General features: G+C 67.6%; 16 protein-coding genes. 6 read left to right on the top strand and 10 right to left on the bottom strand.

The window, feature by feature from the left end; genetic code table 11:
• The first annotated feature begins 332 nt into the window (after positions 1–332).
• A complete protein-coding gene (locus tag D7V93_RS00610) occupies positions 333–1289 on the top strand; it encodes a serine/threonine protein kinase (RefSeq protein ID WP_120641455.1) in 957 nt (318 codons plus the stop codon).
• Positions 1290–1334: 45 nt separating this feature from the next.
• Here the strand turns inward: D7V93_RS00610 and D7V93_RS00605 are convergent, their stop codons facing one another.
• Entirely contained in the window at positions 1335–2654 is a 1320-nt protein-coding gene (locus tag D7V93_RS00605) for a hypothetical protein (RefSeq protein WP_147450980.1), read from the bottom strand.
• A 258-nt stretch (positions 2655–2912) separates the two neighbouring features.
• On the opposite strand from D7V93_RS00605, the gene D7V93_RS00600 reads away from it, so the two are divergent.
• Entirely contained in the window at positions 2913–4424 is a 1512-nt protein-coding gene (locus D7V93_RS00600; protein ID WP_120641453.1) for an ABC transporter substrate-binding protein, read from the top strand.
• A gap of 106 nt (positions 4425–4530) precedes the next feature.
• On the opposite strand, the gene D7V93_RS00595 is transcribed toward D7V93_RS00600, so the two are convergent.
• From D7V93_RS00595 to D7V93_RS44710, 3 genes are all read right to left on the bottom strand, one after another.
• Positions 4531–5067, bottom strand: a complete 537-nt coding sequence (locus D7V93_RS00595) for a DUF4833 domain-containing protein (RefSeq protein WP_120641452.1) — start codon at positions 5065–5067, stop codon at positions 4531–4533.
• A gap of 280 nt (positions 5068–5347) precedes the next feature.
• On the bottom strand, positions 5348–6544 hold the full coding sequence (locus D7V93_RS00585) for an alpha-hydroxy acid oxidase (protein ID WP_120641451.1): 1197 nt from the start codon (positions 6542–6544) through the stop codon (positions 5348–5350).
• 19 nt (positions 6545–6563) lie between these two features.
• Entirely contained in the window at positions 6564–6731 is a 168-nt protein-coding gene (locus D7V93_RS44710) for a hypothetical protein (RefSeq protein WP_158623597.1), read from the bottom strand.
• Between the two features lie 120 nt (positions 6732–6851).
• Between D7V93_RS44710 and D7V93_RS44705 the strand changes: the two genes are divergently transcribed.
• The 4 genes from D7V93_RS44705 (at position 6852) to D7V93_RS00570 (ending at position 10654) form a co-directional block, all read left to right on the top strand.
• Complete coding sequence (locus D7V93_RS44705; RefSeq protein ID WP_158623596.1) at positions 6852–7238, top strand: DUF6194 family protein; 387 nt, start codon at positions 6852–6854, stop codon at positions 7236–7238.
• Positions 7239–7574: 336 nt separating this feature from the next.
• Positions 7575–9746: an endonuclease/exonuclease/phosphatase family protein gene (locus D7V93_RS00575; protein WP_147450978.1), complete on the top strand. Its 2172-nt coding sequence runs from the start codon at positions 7575–7577 to the stop codon at positions 9744–9746.
• Between the two features lie 16 nt (positions 9747–9762).
• Positions 9763–9933, top strand: a complete 171-nt coding sequence (locus D7V93_RS44700; protein WP_158623595.1) for a hypothetical protein — start codon at positions 9763–9765, stop codon at positions 9931–9933.
• Between the two features lie 58 nt (positions 9934–9991).
• Positions 9992–10654 carry an IQM protein middle domain-containing protein gene (locus D7V93_RS00570; protein ID WP_120641448.1) on the top strand — a complete coding sequence of 221 codons (663 nt, stop codon included), beginning with the start codon at positions 9992–9994 and terminating at the stop codon, positions 10652–10654.
• A 427-nt stretch (positions 10655–11081) separates the two neighbouring features.
• Here the strand turns inward: D7V93_RS00570 and D7V93_RS00565 are convergent, their stop codons facing one another.
• The 6 genes from D7V93_RS00565 to D7V93_RS00540 are packed head-to-tail and all read right to left on the bottom strand — an operon-like array spanning position 11082 to position 17295.
• Positions 11082–12509 (bottom strand): dihydrolipoyl dehydrogenase family protein, encoded by a 1428-nt coding sequence (locus D7V93_RS00565; protein WP_147450977.1) that lies wholly within the window; start codon positions 12507–12509, stop codon positions 11082–11084.
• Entirely contained in the window at positions 12506–13819 is a 1314-nt protein-coding gene (locus tag D7V93_RS00560) for a Dyp-type peroxidase (protein ID WP_120641446.1), read from the bottom strand. Before D7V93_RS00560 ends, D7V93_RS00565 begins: the two co-directional genes overlap by 4 nt.
• Position 13820: 1 nt before the next feature.
• Positions 13821–14837: a hypothetical protein gene (locus D7V93_RS00555; protein WP_208722880.1), complete on the bottom strand. Its 1017-nt coding sequence runs from the start codon at positions 14835–14837 to the stop codon at positions 13821–13823.
• A 9-nt stretch (positions 14838–14846) separates the two neighbouring features.
• Positions 14847–15557, bottom strand: a complete 711-nt coding sequence (locus D7V93_RS00550) for a hypothetical protein (protein ID WP_244237037.1) — start codon at positions 15555–15557, stop codon at positions 14847–14849.
• Between the two features lie 42 nt (positions 15558–15599).
• Entirely contained in the window at positions 15600–16124 is a 525-nt protein-coding gene (locus D7V93_RS00545; RefSeq protein WP_208722879.1) for a hypothetical protein, read from the bottom strand.
• Positions 16125–16140: 16 nt separating this feature from the next.
• The gene (locus D7V93_RS00540) at positions 16141–17295 is read right to left on the bottom strand and encodes a zinc-dependent alcohol dehydrogenase (RefSeq protein ID WP_120641444.1); all 1155 of its coding nucleotides are present in this window, start codon (positions 17293–17295) and stop codon (positions 16141–16143) included.
• Positions 17296–17434 lie beyond the last annotated feature (139 nt).

Here is a 17434-nt window from a genome sequence, read left to right as displayed (position 1 = left end):
TTGTCGAGCGACGCCTGGTAGATGTTGGCGCCCGCGAGGCCCTCCAGCTGCTTCTGGCTGAGCGTGGGGTACTGGAGCCGCAGCGAGTACAGGCAATGCATCGTGACCGGGTCGAAGGCCGCGTTCCGTCCTCGACCCAGGTCGACTCCGACATAGGGAGGAGTGGAGTGCATCAGCCGGGGCCCTGCGGGCACTCGTTCTTGGCTTTCTCCGAGAAGGCGCAAACGCTCTGAGGAGCAGAAAAATGAGTCATATTCATTCGACCGCTTCCTGCTTGAGTTCGCCCCCCCCGCGCTCGTTGAGACCGGCGATATCTGCTATTCATACGCCTCGTGACATCCCACGTCGGCAAATACCAGCGCATCCGCCTGCTCACCGAAGGCATCATCGAGGATCATCTGGCCAAGGCCGCCGGCCCGCGGGGCTTCGAGAAGACGCTGGTGCTCCAGTGCCTCCGGTCGGACATGGCCGAGGACGTGGAGCTCCGGGAGGTGTTCCTCGACATGGCGATGGAGGCCGCCCGGCTCTCGCACCCGCACCTCGCGCAGGTCTTCGACTTCGGTGTGGTGGATGGCACGTACTTCCTCGCCAGGGAGCACATCGATGGGCCCAGCCTGAGCAGGTTGATCAAGCACATGGCGGCCCAGCGGATGACCCTTCCGGCGACACTGTGTGCGCGCATCATCTCGCAGGCCTGCGAGGGGCTTGCCTACGCCCACGACCTCACCGACCCCCAGACGAACAAGCCGCTGAGGCTCATCCACCGCTGCGTCAGGCCGTACAACATCCTCCTGTCGCACCCGGGGACGGCGAGGGTGGTGGACTTCGGCGTCGACTTCTTCCGGGCCCGATGGACCCACGAACATCTCACCCCCAACCTGCGCAAGTACGCGTACATGGCGCCCGAGCAGGTAGAGGGCCGGTCGGCGGACCGGCGGGTGGACGTATACGCGCTCGGTCTGGTGCTCTACGAGCTGCTCACCGCGCGCAGGCCCTATGAGTCCACATCCGGCTGGGACCTGCTTCAGGTCGTCGTCTCCGAGCCGCCGGTGCCCGCCGAGCAGTTCCGGCCGGACCTGCCGGGTGCCCTGCAAGCCATCCTCGCCCGGACGCTCGCCAGGGATCGGGACCAGCGTTACCCGGACTGCCGCGCGCTCCAGGCGGACCTGGAGGAGTTCATCCTCTCGGTGGGGGAGCCGGTGACCCCGCGGCAGGTGGCCCGGCTCATCCAGCAAGTGACCGCGAGCGACGACCCGACCGTCATCGCTCCGGAGCCCGCCCTCGAGTGACCTCGCCCGTCATGAGCTGCTCGAGGACAGGCGGCGCGGTTCGGGCTACTCCACCGTGAGCGGGAACCGGGCGGATGCCGGATGGCCCGTCACAGCGAGGACGCGAGGCTCTTCTTTGCCCTGGAACTGCCAGGAGCACGGCTCGACGGTGAGGGTCAGCGGTCCCGAGCCCTCGCCGCGGGGGGTGAAGGTCACCTCCAGCTCCGCAGTGGCCCCTCCCTCCAGTCCGGCGGTATCCCCCACGACGTTCACGCGGTTCTCACCCACCATCGGGAGCGGCTGGCCGCGATACCGCACGCTCACGTCCACCACGCGAGCGCCGACGAGCGCCCCGGACACCCGGACCCGCACCGCCTCACATGCGGTCCCGTCATTGCGCACCACCGCCCGCCACGTCTCGGCCACCGGCGCGGACACGGTCAGCGGCGCCGAGGTGTACTCGGTCCAGTGGATCGCGGGCGTCTTGTAACCCATGTGCATGAGTGGCGTGCCCGGGCTCACCGGACGGTTCGCGGCGTGGAGGCGCAAGGGGTGTCCGGGCTCGGCGGTGAGCAGGAAGAGCGCGTCACTGTCCTCGGCGCCCACCCACCACCGGTCAGAGCCCGCGGGCGTCACGGACACGAAGCCAGGCCACTCCTCCACGAGCGTCTCCAGCACCTGGAGCCCGGGCAGGGACACCAGGAGGACCTTGTCCTGTACGAAGAGGAGCGCCCGGGCCGCGTCGAGGACGCACACCCCGGTACCGCCCCAGGTCAGCTCATCATCCTCCTCCTCATCATCCTCATCGCTCCCCGGGATGGAGCCGAGCAGGGTGCCGTCGAGCGCGAAGTGGAGGAGCGCCGTCTGCCGGTAGTTGATGATGAGCAGGAGGAGCACGCCGTGGGGCGTGGCCAGGGCCCGCCAGGTGTCCTGCTCATGGCCCGGCTCCACCTGGAGTGCTCCCTCCGGCTGAGCCGCCCCCGCGCGGAGCACGTAGACGCGGCCCCGGCCCTTCTCCACGACGGTGATGCCAAAGGGGCTCGTGTCGAGGAACGCCCCATCGGGGGACTGACGGAGGGGGCGCCCCTCGCAATACCCGTACCCGTGCGTGGCGGGCACGGGCTTGGGCAAGGTCATGGGCTTCCACTGCTGCCCGGACCCATCGGTCGTGAAGAGGGTGGTCAGCTTGAGGGCGCCGTCCACCCTCGTTCCGATGAGCCGGTTCCCATCGGTGGTGAGATCGAAGCACTCCCCCGGAAAGGCCTGGACGGGAGCGCTCGCGCCGGCCCCCACGGAGAAGACACGCCGATCCCCGCCTCCCACCCAGACGTCCCTTGCCTCGTCGAGCGCGGCGAGTATCACGGGCGCGGACGGATGATTCAGCACGTCTCCGCTGACCTCCCGGCGCACGCCTTCGGCTCCGTGGAGGACGATGAGTCGGTGTGGGCTGAGATCGAACAACCACGGTCCACGGGCCAGAAGACGGCGTGTCGGGTACATGGCCCCGCATCATACAAGCGCGGTTACCTTCACGGCCCCGAGAGAAAATTGGAATCGAAGCGCTTCCGGAAATGTCAGACCGACCCGGTATGAATCTCCCTGCGCGGCGCCATTCAGGACGCCGTCGAAAGGGTTGCCTTCACAATGCATAAGTCATGGATCTCCCTCGGGCTTCTGGTCGGCATGGCAGGGGTCGGCTGCGGGGGGCTCGACGAGGCCGAGGCGGTGGACTCCTCCGTGTCGGCGGACGCAACCTCCCAGGTCACCCAGAGCCTTATCACCCAGGTCACCGGCACCAGCCCGGTCACCTTCGTCGCCATGTCGGGCAACGAGACGAAGCCCTACAATCAGTCCGCCACGTCGGTGGTGGCCTACATGCGGGATTCAACGACCGGGGCGTTCACGGCCTATCCGGGCACGGGCTCCGCGGACGGCACCATCTCCGTGCCGAACGTCCCTTCCGGCCGCATCTACCTGAAGCTGGGCTCGCGCTACCTGGTGAGCACCGGCCGCGCGTTCGATTTGGGCTCCACGGAGTGGGGCCGCGATGGCACCTTCGTCTCGCTGCCTACCCCCGTGACGGTGTCCGCCACCGGCCTGTCTCCCTGGCAGTCGGGGGACTACCTGGAGGTGTATTCGTTGAACGCGGGCGCGTTCGGCTACGTCAACAGCGGCGTCACGGGGTTCCCCCTGGCGGGCGCCACGTCGCTCTCCGGGCTGAGCTTCAATTACGCCGACATGCTCAACCCGGTGCTGCTCGACAGCAGCCGCGGGGATCTGTTCTCCCTGGCGCAGATGCGGTTGCAGACGAGCGCGAATGGAGTGCCCTACCGCGCGATGCACAAGGTGCTCCTCACGAGCATGACGCAGGTGGAGGGCCAGCCCGTCACCGTCAGCGGCACCTTCACCCAGCCCGTCGCGACAGGCACCTTCGCGGTGGACTGGAGACGCTCGGCCTTCGAGGCCCTGCGCACCCAGGTGAACCCGGGCGCGCTCAGCACGTACAACGAGATATGGATGTCCGCCCGGCCGGCCGCGCTGAGCACGGCGCTCGCGTCCATCAGCGGGCAGCCACTGCTCGTGAAGCTCAATCCTGACACGCAGCGGACCGACCTCGTCACGGGGAGCATGAGCTACAACAACCCGCTCCCGGCGACGTGGCAGAAGGTGGCGCTCGCCGCCGCGGGCTTCACGAAGAGCTACCAGCTGGGAACCGCGACGCCCTACACCATGGGGGTGGACATCCGCGTGGATCAGGAGGCGAGCGCGTTCACCGCCGCGCCGGTGCAGCCCCTCGTCGGGCCGGTGCAGGCGCCCCAGGTGAACACGCGCGGCGCGTTCCAGGACCTCACGGGCGTGGGGGCTGACGCCTCGCTGCGCTGGTCGAAGCCGCTGGTCGGCACGGCCACGAACTACGTGGTGAACATCTACCGGCTGGGCACGAGCAACGGTGCCACCACCGCGACGCGGGTGGCGGTGCTGCACACGGACCTCCAGAGCGTGTACCTGCCCCCGGGCGTGCTGCAGGCGGGCCAGACGTACTTCGCGGAGATCCAGAGCTGGTACCAGCCCGGCTCTGACCTCGCGACGAGCCCGTTCAAGCGCTCGCTGCCTCGAGGCCGCGCCAGCGTGCTGACCGGCATGTTCAGCCCGTAGTCGCTGAAGTCCTGGGAAGGAAGGGAGTCCGCTCCCTTCCTTCCTCACGACCTGACGGCATGCGCCCCAACGCATCGGCGTGTGCAGGGGGTGGCCAGGCCACCCCTCACTCGCGAATCAGCTCATTGACTGGCTGCCCATCCGGTCCCACGCCATCCAGCCGCACGAAGTCGACCGAGAAGGGCCAGGACGTCTTCACGAAGACATGCTCCAGTCGGCAGACGCTGTTGCCCAGCTTCGTCCACGCCTGGACCTGGCATTTTCCGTCGACCCGCGCGGTGGTGATGTCGATGAGGCGCGAGGGAAAGGCCCGCAGGCGCACCCGCACCCGCCAGCCATCCGCGGTGGCGTCGACCGGTTGCGGGTCCTCCAGCCCATACGCGGGTTGCTCGACCTCCAGCAGCTCCTCCACCTCCGACGCCCCGCGCTCCAACATCCGCCAGTACACCTGCACGGGACGCGTCCCCACGGGGCGGCAGGTCTCGTCCAGGCGCAGGGCGTAGTGGACCTGGTTCCGGTTCTCGCTCCGGGACAGGAAGAAGGCGGACTGCGAGGGGAGGGGCGCCCCGGCCGCGGAGGCCAGGGTCGCGACGGTCGTCAGGGCGACGGCAGTGAGGTGGCTGAGCCCGAATCCAGGAAACACAGGGGTCCCCCTTTCATGGCGGAGTGACGGCGGTCGCCCGTGGGGCCGTATCGGGATGATGAACACCCCTGGCCCCTGGAACCGTCACTCGCCCTGCGCTCTGCCGCTGTGGAGGCCGCAGGCGGGTGCTGGCATACCTGACGGCCCCCGGTGAAGTACACGCCATTCTGGAGCACCTGGCATTGCCCGCGGGCTGCATGAAGCGCAACGCCTGTGGCCCGAACGGACTGGCCTGCCCTGCCTGGTCGTTTGAAGGGAAGGACCCGCGACGGTTCGTGTGTCACTTCATGTGATTGGCGGCCAGGAGCTCCAGGCCCTTCTCGGCCGCCCGTGGACGCTCCTCGAACCGGAGCGCCGAGCGGTCCAGCTGGCTCAGCCTGGGGCGCCCGATCAAGGCCAGGGTGCGATCAATCTCCACGCGGAGCAGGTCCAGCATCAGCTCCACCCCCGCCTGACCCTGGCTGGCGAGTGCGTAGAGGAAGGGGCGTCCGACCATGCAAGCGCGTGCCCCCAGGGCAATCGCCTTCACCACGTCGGAGCCGCGCCGGATGCCACCATCGAAGATGATCTCGGCGCGCCCCTCGACCGCGTCGACGATCTCGGGCAGCAGGTCCAACGCCGCCGGGAGGAAGTCGAGCTGCCGGCCCCCGTGGTTGGAGACGATGAGGCCCTCCACCCCGTGCTGGACGGCCAGCCGCGCATCCTCGCCGCAGGAGATGCCCTTGAGGAGCAGCGGCCCCGACCAGAGCGAGCGGATCCACTCCAGGTCGGCCCAGGTCACGCTCGGGTCGAACTGCTTGTTGGTGAAGCTCGCCACGGAGATGGCGTCCTCCTTCTCCACCTTCCCGGTCCCGACGAAGTTGCCGAACGTGGGACGTGGGGCCGACAACATCCAGAGCCCCCACCGCAGGTGCATCAGGGCGTCCAGCAGGTTGAAGAGCGTGATCCGGGGAGGGACGGTGAAGCCGTTGCGGCTGTCGCGTTCACGGCGGCCCATGGCCGGCACGTCCACCGTCAGGCAGAGCGCGTGGTAGCCGGCCGCCTTCGCCCGTTCCATCAGCGCCCGGGTGATGCCGCGATCCTTCCAGACGTAGAGCTGGAACCAGAGCGAGGAGCCGGGAACCGCCGCGCCCACCTCTTCAATCGAGCACACCGACATCGTGCTCAGCGTGAAGAGCGTGCCCTTGTTCGCGGCGGCCCGCGCCGCCAGCACTTCACCCCGGGGCGCGACCAGCCCTGTCAGGCCCGCGGGGGCGAGGAGCACCGGCGTGGAGAGCTGCTTGCCGAGCAGCGTGGTCGACTGGTCGCACTGGCTCACGTCGACGAGGGCGCGCGCGCGGAAGGCGTACTTCTCGAAGCTCAGCCGATTGGCCCGCAGCGTGTACTCGTCCTCGGCGCCTCCATCGACGAAGTCGAAGATGGCTCGGGGGAGACGCCGGCGAGCATGGCGGCGCAGATCTTCGAGATTCACGATCATGGGAAGGGGCCCTCGCCCGTCAGCGCTGGAAGCCGACCAGCAATATACCCGCGCCGACGAACGCACTGCCCGCCGCGCGGTTGAACCAGCGCATGCGGGTGCTCTGGCGCAGCCATTGCGCCAGCTTGGAACCGCCACCGGCGTAGACGCAGATCCAGGCGGCTTCAATCCTGTTCAAGAATTGCATTGCGGGTAACTCTGGAAAAGTTGGAGTGCGGTCATACCCCAGCTGTTTCCGTGCGTGGTAGATCCCACCAGTACGACTTCGGGGGAGGACGTCATCACGGGAGCCATCAGCCTGGAAGCCTTGGCGGAGTACATCCGGGACGCGTTCAAGGACGTGCACCTGGATGTCACCACACCGGACCTCTTCTTCTTCGCGGGGGACGAGCGGAAGTCCCCCTTCGCGACCATCGTCACCCGGGACACCGAGCTGGACCACCGCTCGGAGCTGGACCGCGACGACGTGTTCCGGCTGAACCTGTGCGTGGGGAAGGACAGCTTCCAGAAGCTGTTCCCGGAGCCCGACCTGGACGTGGACTTCACGGCCCTGGACGTGCTCCTGCCGCATCCGACCTACGCGCGGGTGTTCTGGCTGAGCGTTCTCAATCCCAGCCACGAGACGTTCCGGCTGCTGCGCCCCTATCTCCGCGAGGCCTACGACCTCCAGACGAAGCGGGGCGCCCGGGGCTGAGCGCGGCCCTATTCGTCCCTCCTCTGCACCAGCCCTCACCCTCAACAGGCCTTCTCTTCGCCCTATGCGTATGCGTTCCGGCAGGTCCGGGTTGGCGAGGAACGGCACGCCGTAGGCCACGAGATCCGCAGACCGACGCGCGGTCGTCCACGCGTCGGCGGCTTGCGTCTCACCTGCATCCCGATGGAGGATGGCTCCGCTTTCGTTGTTCTTGCCTACGCACGTCACGGCCCGGTGCAGCAGTCGCGGATTCGTGATGAGGCGTGGGTGCGGCACGGCCCCTGCGAGTTGCGCGTTCACGGCACCTTCTCGTGGACGAGCCTCGGCGGAGGAACCGTGGATCCCATCACGCTGCGAATCGGCACCTGGAACCTCATGCGCGGGGGCGCCGCAAAGGGGCGCGCGGGACGGATCGTCCAGTTCGTCCTCGACTGGTTCAACGTCAAGGCCAAGGCGGGAGCCGAGGCGGCGTCGAACATCGCGTCCAATACGGCCAGCCCCTTCGTCCTGCTGCCGTCGAGTGGAGGAGCACCCGAGGACTCGCTCGGCGGTCGCTTCGTCGAGAGCGGCCTGCTCTTGCAACAACCCACGCTGGGCGTGAGCCACCTGGCCTTCCCCTCGCACCGGTATTTCGATGAGGCTCCGGAGAGCAAGCTCACGGCCCATGGGCTCCGCATCCAGAACCCCGGCGTCGATATCGTCTTCCTGACCGAGATTCGTGGGGAGCTCTCCGAGGTGGGCAAGCTGCTCACGGCCCATGCCGCCAGCGATCTCGTCCACAGTACGTGGGACGACGACAGCGGACATTGCAGCATCATGGCGGTCGCCCGGGTGCGGCGCTTCACGTTCATGTCTCTGGCGAAGAAGGCCGTGCGCGGCATCAAGATGGCCGTTCCCACCGGACTTCCCGTGGTCATCTTCGGATGCCACGCCAAGTCCGGTGGCAGCCACGAGACCCAGGCGGATCTCGCCCTCCTGCTCTCCGAGTGCACCGAGCACTGGAGGCTCGCGGATGGGAGCCTCACCTCACTGGCGCTCGCCATTGGCGACTTCAACACCGAGCCGCCAGACCCGCGCATCGCCCCCGCCGGTTTCTCGGCCGTTCGTGAGCACTCCTTCTGGAGCGAGCAGCACGGCCCCATCCGCTGGCGGGCCTGGCATCCCGGTGTGGTGACCCACTGCCCCTCGAAGGAGAGCGCAGCGGACCTCAAGGAGTGGTCGACGCTCGACTATCTCTGGTCCGCGACCGGCGCCAGCCCGGTGTTGGGGTACAACGTCACGTCGGCGCATCCCCTGGAGCAGACGCCCAGGACCTACGGCGCGCTGCGCGCGACGATGTCCGACCACGCGCCCGTCGCATTCAACGTGACGCTCAGTGCCGCGAAGAAAGCCGTGCCCTCCGCCTCGGCTGCACCCATGTCGGGCTTCGGAGCCATGCCCCCGGGTTTCTCCTCCAGTTCCATGTCGCCGTCGTTCGCCAAGGGGCTGGGGGCCTTCGGGTCGTCCTCTCCCGTGGCGCCGGTGGCGACCCGGCGTACCGACCGGAGCGGAAGGAATCCCATCGTCAGCTACACGACCACCGGCCATGGCGACTGCGGGATCCACGCGATCTACGGGAAGCCGCAGCCGTCGGGCGAGTACGGCTGCCCGGCCGAGGACGTGGCGAGGCACCGGAAGACCATCGGCGCCTCCATTCGCGCCCTGTCCAGGGATCCAGAAGGCATGCGCGGTCGCATGGGAGCGGCCTACGTCCAGATGATCGCTGAGCGCCTCCGGCTCGCGGATGCGGCGAAAGACAACCCACTCTGGAAGAACCTCGGCCTCTCGCTCGCAAGTCAGGCATGGAAAGCCATCGGGATGCACCGTGAGGTGGAAGCCCAGGCAACCGCCGCCATGCGCGAGCTGGTCCCTGCGCTGCTGCCGTACGTGACCCCCTGCGATGCCGCGATAGACGTCCTCGTTCTTCAGATTGAAGGCGCCCGTGCGCCATCCGCCACGGACCAGGATGTCCGCACTGCATTCGCCGCGGCGACCATGACGGCGGGGATGCGGGGCGCGAGCGCGGCGGGCCTCGCCGGAGAGAAGCGGCGGCTGCTCCGCGAGCGGTTCAGACAGGTCCCCCTTTATGCGCTCAACAACCTCAGAGCCCATCTCGGGCAGGTGTGGGAGGCACTGACAGGGTCAGGAGTCGACGTCTCCAGAATCGAGCCCGCCTACCGTCGTGCGGTCGGGCTTGCGAATCAGCATCCTCTCACAACCTTCATCGAACGCTCGGCCGTGGAGGTCTTCGACGCCTACGCGAGGTGCACCGAAACACAGGGCTACTACCTTCAGCACCTCGACCTCATCCGGCTCTCCATCGCGAACAACTTCACGCTGGTCTTCTACGGGGCGACGAGCCCCCAGCACTATGGCGCCGTCGAGCAGACGGGCCCGCAGGACCGCCCCATCCGGCACGTCCTGCTCACGCAATCGCGCGATCACTACGAGTACACGCAGCCGGGATAGGCCCACTCTGCCCGCCATGAACAAGGCCATCGCGCCGTCGCAGCAGCCCAGGACGGACACAGCCAGGGCCCAACTGGGAACCGCGGCCAAGGGGCCCACGATGAAGGCCGCGGCCGGTGGCAGCTTCAAGGCGAAGAGCGCGCCCCGCGTCGCGGCGAATCCCAGCATCCGGATGCCGAAGAAGTAGTCCGGCGCGATCCCCTATACTCACCGGCCAGCTGATTCACTGACGAGGACGGTGGCCGATGTTTCCGAAAGAGCTCTGGAAGTTCGTCCTGCCGTTCCTGGACCTGGACAGCATCCTCAACGGCGTGCGCCTCCTGGACAACGGCGCCAAGGAAGAGGCCGAGGACTACGTCAAGTCCCGTGTCTTCTACATGCTGCCCAAATACAAAGGGGAGGACAAAAACAGCGGCGTCAAATACCTCTCCGAGGAAGAGCGCGGCCAGGTCAAGTTGACCATCGACAACGGCAGGTTCCTGCTGGGGGGCCAGCCCTTCACGTCGGGCATGCCCAACGAGTCCAGTCCCCAGATGCAGGTCGCGCATCTCTTCGCGGTGGACGTCAAAGGAAACTTCTTTGTCTACACGAAGGGGATGGGTGGCTCAAACGGCAGCTTGAAGGTCCACCACTCGTCCATCCTCGCGGGCGCGGATGTCATCTGCGCCGGGTTCATCGCCATCAAGAATGGAAAGCTGCTCTACATCAGCAACTGCAGCGGTCATTACCAGCCGCAGGTGGACGGCTTGATGAAGGCCATCAGCCTCATGGTCGAGAAGGGAGTCGTGCTGAGCAATGACTTCGAGGTGAAGTACGAGGCGCCAGGCAAGCTCCGCCCTACGACATACAAGGCGAAGGCCTTCATCGATGGCACGCCGGCCGTCTTGCAGAATCTGCTGCTCAAGTAGAGGCCAGCACCCACCGCACGGCCCCCACCGCATCCGCCGCCACTTCGCGACGCAAGGCACACAGCGGTTGTTCCCTCCCTCAAGCGTGGGCAGAGCCGAAGCCGGAAGAGGCAAGTGAGCCGCCTTTAGCAGCGGGGAGGCAGGAGCCGCCCCCGGGATCGGGGCAGGTGACGTTGGCGGGCATGGACCACAGGGCGTTGCCCGGGGGCCCTCCGTTGGCGACGAAGAAGATGCGGGTGCCAATCCGCAGGAACGAGGTCGGGTTCGAGCTCCCCATCGGCTGGATGTCCGCGATGCACCTGGCATTGCCTGCGGGTGGTATCCGCTGCGTTTTCTGGCCGGACGCAGCCGCGCCTTTTCCAGGTCGACCCGCTGCCCCTGGCGGCCTCGCACGTCGCGGCGTCGGTGGAGGCCCTGGAAGGTCACTTCAAAGAAGCTCCGCGAGGCGTGCTCGATCCACATCGACCTGGAGCTGGCGGGCAGCGATGGCCGCTGCACGCCCCAGGACCCCGGTATAGGTGGGGAACGAGAGCGGAACGCGGGCCAGCTCATCCACCCGCATCCCCGCCGCGATGGCGATCGCCGCCGTCTGGACCAGGTCGACCGCCCGCTCACCCACCACGTGGCAACCGAGGATCGTCCGCGTGGCGCGGTCGACGATGAGCTTGCAGAACCCGTTCGTCCGACCATCGATGAGGGTCCGCGTCGTCGAGTCGAAGCGCACCACCGCCACGACGACGTCGTGCGTTTGACGCGCCTTCGCTTCAGTCAGGCCCGCTTGCGCGTATTCGGGATCGGTAAAGCTGCCAATCGGAGACACCGCGTCCGTGACGGCGAACATCGGCGTGTTCGCCGTGTTGGATCCTGCGACGAACCCGTCCTGCAACGCCTGGGGGACCAACATCATGCGCCCGGTCACGTCTCCCGCGGCGAAGATGTGCGGCGCGGAGGTTCGCAGATGGGCGTCGACGCGCACGAAACCTCGCGCGTCGGTCTCGACGCCCGCGGCCGCGAGGTTGAGCGCGGAGGTGTTGGCCGTCCAGCCCACCGCGACGACGACGAGCGCAGCCTCGGCGCTGTCTCGCACGCCGTCCCGGGAGAAGACCATCCGCACACCCCCTGGCGTCCTTTCAAAGCGCTCAATCGAACCGAAGGCCTCGCGCACCACCATGCCGGCCTGACGAAAGGACTCCGCGACAGCGGTGGACACATCTTCGTCCTCGGTCGCCAGGATGCGCGCTCCCGCCTCGAAGAGCTGTACCCGCGTGCCGAACGCAGTGAAGATCGACGCGACCTGGGCTCCCGTGGCGCCACCGCCGACGACCACCATCGTCGGCGGAACGGCGGTCAGGCTCCACGCATCGCTGTGGGTCGCCGTGAGCTCGAATCCCGGGATCGGGAGGCGCCGGCTCACGCCGCCGGAGCAGAGGATGAACTTCTCCGCTCGAAATCGCAGCCCGCCCTGGGTCTCGACGGTGTGGGGGTCCACGAAGCGCGCCGCGCCTGCGTGCTCGTGCACGGTGACCCCCGCCGCGGCAATCTGTTCGCGCAGGGCCGCCTGATCGCGAACGTCGCCGGCCACCTCGCGCACGCGGGTGAGCAGTCGCGCGTAGTCCAGCACAGGCTCGGTCACCGAGATGCCATAGCGCCCCAGTTGCCGGGCGTCGCGGAGCAACCGTGCCGCCTGCGCCAGCGTCCTCACCGGTACCGGTCCGTCGTGGGCCGCCATGCCGCCGAACTCGTCGCGAGTGACGAGGGCGGTCCGGGCGCCCAGGTCGCCGGCGCGGAGCGCCGCGAGCAGTCCCGCGGGGCCGGCACCGATGACCACGACGTCCATGCTCACCGGGCCTTTCATGTCCGCAGCTCCGCCAGCCACCGCAGCGCTCTCAGCCCGGGCATGAAGCAGTACTCGCCTCCGCGCGTGACCACGAACCGCGGAAGGCCTTGCAGACGCCTGGGGATGGGCCGCTTCGGGAATGAGAACACGCCCGTCCCGTCGTTCGCGCCGGCGAGGGGGTCCTTCGCATCGCCCAACCCGAGAAAATCACCACCGTTGACCCACTCGGATTGCACGAACTCGAACTGCCGTCCGAGGTGCGCGCCGATGAAGGCGAACATCAACCCCCGGTCGGCGCCATCGTCCTCGAGGACTCCCTCGGGCAGCTCGGGCCCGTAGGCGGTTCCGCGCCGGATCATCCGATGGAGCCTGACCACGCCGGCGACGGACGCATCGCGGGGGTTCGCTCGCCGGACGTGCGACGCGGGAGGCGTCTTGTAGCCGGTCGGGTCATCCGCGAAGTGGAAGTCATTGTTGCGCGACGAATCGGCGCCCAGGTCGGGAGCGTCGTGGCGAGGGCACAGCGCCAGCGGCGCGCCGCTCCGCCACCGCCCCATCATCTTCGCGGCCAGGAGCCCTTCGTCCTCCGGGCTGCTCGCGGTGTTCTTCAGGTACTGCCTGAACGCGGCCACCCGTTGATGAAGCTTGCGGAAGGCGACGTACGTCCCATTGCGCCCCAGGACGTCGGGCTGTGGCATCGGGGACACGCCGCCCGTCTCGTCGGGGTAGCCGAGGACGAACTCGCCTGCCTTGAGCGGTTCCTCGTGGGGATTGCTTCCTGGAATGCCGCTCCCTTCGACGGCCGGATGGCTGATGCCGTCCTTGAATCCGAACGGCTCCTTGCCGGTGCTCAGGGCGTGGCAGTCCTGACGCCAGATCGCCGTGATGCCGCCAAGCTCGCTCAGGGCATTGCGCGCGCGCTCCAGCGCGGCTTCGAGCTGAACCTGATCCGGCGAAAGCGCCGTCAGCACGACGTGGACGTCGCTCGTTCCCAGCGGCGGTTCCCAATGTTCGGGGCTGCTCTCGCCGTCGTCTCCCAGCGCCTTCGCCCGGGGGGCCATTCCCTGCCGGAACTCCCACGCGAAGGTGTCCAGGGAGTCCCGCGGTACGCCCAGCGCCTCGAGCCCGTGATACGTGAGCGCGACGCTGAGCGAGCAATTGGAGGTCGGGCTGTTCGGATGGGCGGCCGCGGTCACCGCCGAGCCGAGCCGCCGCATCAACTCCCGTCCCGCGCTCCGGTCGTCGATGCGGAGGAGGATGTAGGTCGCGACGTACGGAGAAGGCCGGGGCCGCAGCACTCCGCTCTGGATGTCGTCAAGTTCGAGCATCTCAATGGGCCGTGGCGAGGTTCTTCCAGAAGCGCACGAGGCTCTCGTCCGCCCCGAACAAGGTGCTGAAGATGGTGGAGTCGGCCACCAGCACATCCCCAGCCCTGCCGTTGCCCGGCGGCAGCCACACCAACGCATTGAACTCGGTGTTTCCCGCGTCCGTGAAGGGGTGGGGCCGGGTCCGGTCGATCGGCTGCTTCGCCAGGACGCGGACCGAACGGGAATCCTCCGTCGTGACCGCGTAGTGCGGCAGGTGCATGTGGAAGTTGAAGTTCTGGACTCCGGTGAGCCAGCCGCGCGTGTCCAGCTCTCCCATCACCGTCAATGGGGCGCTCCGGTTCGTTCCTTCGACGACGGCGGGGCGGAGACCCCAGCGATTCTCGACAGGGATTCCCAGCCCCTTCATCAGCGAGCGCGTATAGCCGCCGAAGCGTTGCTGACGAGGCACCAGCGCGTCGCCATGGTGGGCGTATTCCTGGGCGCGCTCCTTCAGGTCCGGCGAGTGCCCGACGTCGTGGTGCGGGCCCATCACCAGACAGGTTCCTTCGCGCTCGAGGAATGCGCGGACCGCTTCTATCTCCTCCGGGGCAGCCTCCTGCTCGGTGACGTTGTGGTCCAGACCGAAGATGAGCAGGGTGTCCGCATCGGCGAGGACCCTCTCGTCGAGCGGCAGGGTGAAGCCCGCCTGGTCGACCCGCTGAAACATGGGGACCTTGTTCCCGGTGACCTCCTCCATCACCTGCTGGAACTTCACCCACGCCCAGAAGAAGAGCTCCAGGGAGCCCGCGATTCCCTGCTGGAACCTCCGTGGGTCCGCCCACTGGGGGGACTCGTAGTCGGGCCAGAGTACCCGGCGGACCTCGGCCATCGTGGAAAAACGATTGTCCATTTCGTCAGGAGTTCGATTGGCTTCTCCGGGGTAGCTCCAGGACGTGTAGACACTGACCCGCCGGTGCCCCCTCGAGTATTTCCTCGGCGTGTGGTTCTGGTTGTACGTCCGCCCGAACGCTTCGCTCATGACTGGCTCCTACTGCATCTGCTCGAGCATCTCGGTGAGCGCGGCCTTGATCTTCAGAGCCTTCTTGATCTCATCGCTCGTGAAGTACGGGTATTCGCCATACTCAAGAAAGCTATTGCACTGGTGGTCTCGGAGGAACTTGACGAACGCAGGCGCATTGGTCTTCCAGTCCATGGGAAAACCCTCGAGGTTCTCGAAGGCGGTGTTGATTCCGGACCTGGTGAAGAGAACGACCGCGTCCTCGGTGTATTTGTCGAAATCGGTGTCGAAGATGCCCTGATACATGAACCGGGTGTCGTCATCGAAGAGCACCCAGCGGAGGTAATGGAGCTTGAGCGGCGCGAGAAATTCGGAGTCGGCCTTGAGCGCTTCGGCCAACCTCTGGCCGTAGCCGCGCATCGTATCGGCGCGCCCCGGCTTGACGTTGGCGACGATCGTGAAGCCATAACAGGCAGGCGTCTTCGGAAAAATCGGACCGTACTTCCCCCTTTCGAGGTGCTCGGTCGACCTGGGTATGACCATGGCCTGGGGTTTGATCTCCATCGATGGGCTCCCTTTGCTCGGATACTTCAAGTTCGTGGTGGATCCCAGAGCCAGCAAGGGCGCCATCGCCTTCGAGCGGAAGAGCACACGTGGAGTTGCATGGGGGGCTCCCGTCCCTTCCACAGGTCGCGAGACGCTGACAGGGGCGACGAGCCCCTGCCAACTCACCCGGCTCATGATGGATGCCTCCCTCCACGTGAGCGGGTTGAGCTCCAGGACCTAATGCCCGTACGCGTTGCGCAGGTGCGCGGTGCTGCTGCGCCTCGTGTCGCCGCGCTCATCGCGCAGGTACATGCTGCCCAGCAACCCCACGGCGGCGAGCGGCAGGGCCACGGGCGCGAGCTTCTTGAGGCGGTGCTCGGCGCTGTCCACGCGGTCGGCCAGCAGCTTCAGCAGCCAGAACTGGGGCTTGTGGTCCGGCATGCTCGCGGCCCACTTGCGGATGAGACCTGAGAGCCCCTTGGGAGGGCAGGCGGTGCCGAAGACGGGCGGCCACTCCCGGTTGGGGCGGCCGTGCTTGAACACGGCCGAGCGCGCGGGATCCATGCGCTCCATGTCCATGCGCGCATTCGGCCAGGGCTCGGGCGTCCGCATCATCGGCACGCCGGGGCGGCGCGACAGGTCCTGGTCCACGCCCCACCAGGACGGGCGCCGCGGGGCCTGCACGGCCTTGTAGCCAGAGTGGTGCTGGATGTCCTCGGCGCTGCTCAACCGGGGCTCCCGTGTCGTGTTGGTCGTTTCCATGTGGGTCGTCTCCGGGTCAGTGGACGATGGGGCCGTTGGGGAAGAGGGCGCACTTGATGCACCCGTCCTGCTTCCGGGCCATCGTGCGGTAGAACTCCGGGGCCTTCTCCAGCGGACCCCGGTGCGTGAACACCTCCGACGGGCGGATGCGGCCGGCCCGGATGTGCTCGAACAGGTGCGGCATGTAGCGCTTCACGCTCGCCTGGCCCGTGCGCATGGTCTGCGCCTTGTTCATGAACGTGCCGATGTCCACGCCCGTGAACGGCGGGCCGTACGCGCCGATGACGGAGAGGGTGCCGCCCTTCTTCGTGGCGTGGATGGCGGTGTTGAGCGCCTGCGGGCTGCCCGCCTCGAGCTTCGCGTAGATGCCGAGCGCGCGGTGCGTGGGGCTGCCGGCGGCCTCGGCGCCCACCGCGTCGATGGTCGCGTCCGCGCCGAGATCCTCGGTCATGCCCTTGATGATCGTGACCAGGTCCACGTCGCGGAAGTTGAGCGTCTCCACGCCCAGCCACCGGCGCGCGAAGTCGAGCTTGTAGTCCACGTGGTCCACCGCGATGACGCGGCCGGCGCCCATGGCCCAGAGCGACCACATGGCGAACAGGCCCACCGGCCCGCAGCCGAGCACGAGCACCGTCTCCCCGCCGCGGATGTTGCACATCTCGGCGGCCTGGTAGCCCGTCGGGAAGGCGTCGGTGATGGGCAGCGCGTCCAGGCTGGAGACGTCCTCGGGCACGTGCTCCGCGTCCACGCCGATGAAGGGCACGCGCACGTACTGGGCCTGGCCGCCGTCGTAGCCGCCCATCGTGTGCGAATAGCCATACATGCCTGTCGCCGCGTCCGTGCCGGGGTTGGTGTTCAGGCAGCACGACGTCAGGCCATGCTGGCAGTAGTAGCAGCTGCCGCAGAAGATCTGGAATGGCAGCGCCACCCGGTCGCCGCGCTTCACGCCCGTGACGCCCCGGCCCACCTCCTCCACGATGCCCACGAACTCATGGCCGAACGTGGAGCCGATGCGGGTGTCGGGGATGAGGCCGTGCATGATGTGGAAGTCCGAGCCACAGATGGCGGCGGTCTCCACCCGGACGATGCCGTCCTGCGGGTGCTCGATGCGCGGGTCCGGCTTCTCCTTGACCGCCACCCGCCACGGTCCTTCGTACGTGAGTGCTTGCATTGGCGTCCCTTGAGCTCTTCAGGCGCGTCGGAATTGAGCGCTACCCGGCACAGCGTGCGCACTGCGTCCACGGCAGGCATGGGCGGGCGCGCGGCTGGCCGGCTGCGTGCCACGCGTTCGAGGCCGACGTGCTGGCGCT

The sequence above is a fragment of the Corallococcus llansteffanensis genome (assembly GCF_003612055.1).
Taxonomy (GTDB): Bacteria; Myxococcota; Myxococcia; order Myxococcales; family Myxococcaceae; genus Corallococcus; species Corallococcus llansteffanensis.
This window is presented reverse-complemented; position numbering and strand designations above follow the sequence as displayed.

Bases quoted from the DNA above. Each gene is read 5' to 3' on its own strand.
- D7V93_RS00600 (WP_120641453.1), top strand. From the start codon at position 2,913: ATGCATAAGTCATGGATCTCCCTCGGGCTTCTGGTCGGCATGGCAGGG.
- D7V93_RS44700 (WP_158623595.1), top strand. From the start codon at position 9,763: ATGAACAAGGCCATCGCGCCGTCGCAGCAGCCCAGGACGGACACAGCC.
- D7V93_RS00585 (WP_120641451.1), bottom strand. From the start codon at position 6,544: ATGATCGTGAATCTCGAAGATCTGCGCCGCCATGCTCGCCGGCGTCTC.
- D7V93_RS00565 (WP_147450977.1), bottom strand. From the start codon at position 12,509: ATGAAAGGCCCGGTGAGCATGGACGTCGTGGTCATCGGTGCCGGCCCC.
- D7V93_RS00550 (WP_244237037.1), bottom strand. From the start codon at position 15,557: ATGAGCCGGGTGAGTTGGCAGGGGCTCGTCGCCCCTGTCAGCGTCTCG.
- D7V93_RS00570 (WP_120641448.1), top strand. From the start codon at position 9,992: ATGTTTCCGAAAGAGCTCTGGAAGTTCGTCCTGCCGTTCCTGGACCTG.
- D7V93_RS00560 (WP_120641446.1), bottom strand. From the start codon at position 13,819: ATGCTCGAACTTGACGACATCCAGAGCGGAGTGCTGCGGCCCCGGCCT.
- D7V93_RS44710 (WP_158623597.1), bottom strand. From the start codon at position 6,731: ATGCAATTCTTGAACAGGATTGAAGCCGCCTGGATCTGCGTCTACGCC.
- D7V93_RS00555 (WP_208722880.1), bottom strand. From the start codon at position 14,837: ATGAGCGAAGCGTTCGGGCGGACGTACAACCAGAACCACACGCCGAGG.
- D7V93_RS00540 (WP_120641444.1), bottom strand. From the start codon at position 17,295: ATGCAAGCACTCACGTACGAAGGACCGTGGCGGGTGGCGGTCAAGGAG.
- D7V93_RS00545 (WP_208722879.1), bottom strand. From the start codon at position 16,124: ATGGAAACGACCAACACGACACGGGAGCCCCGGTTGAGCAGCGCCGAG.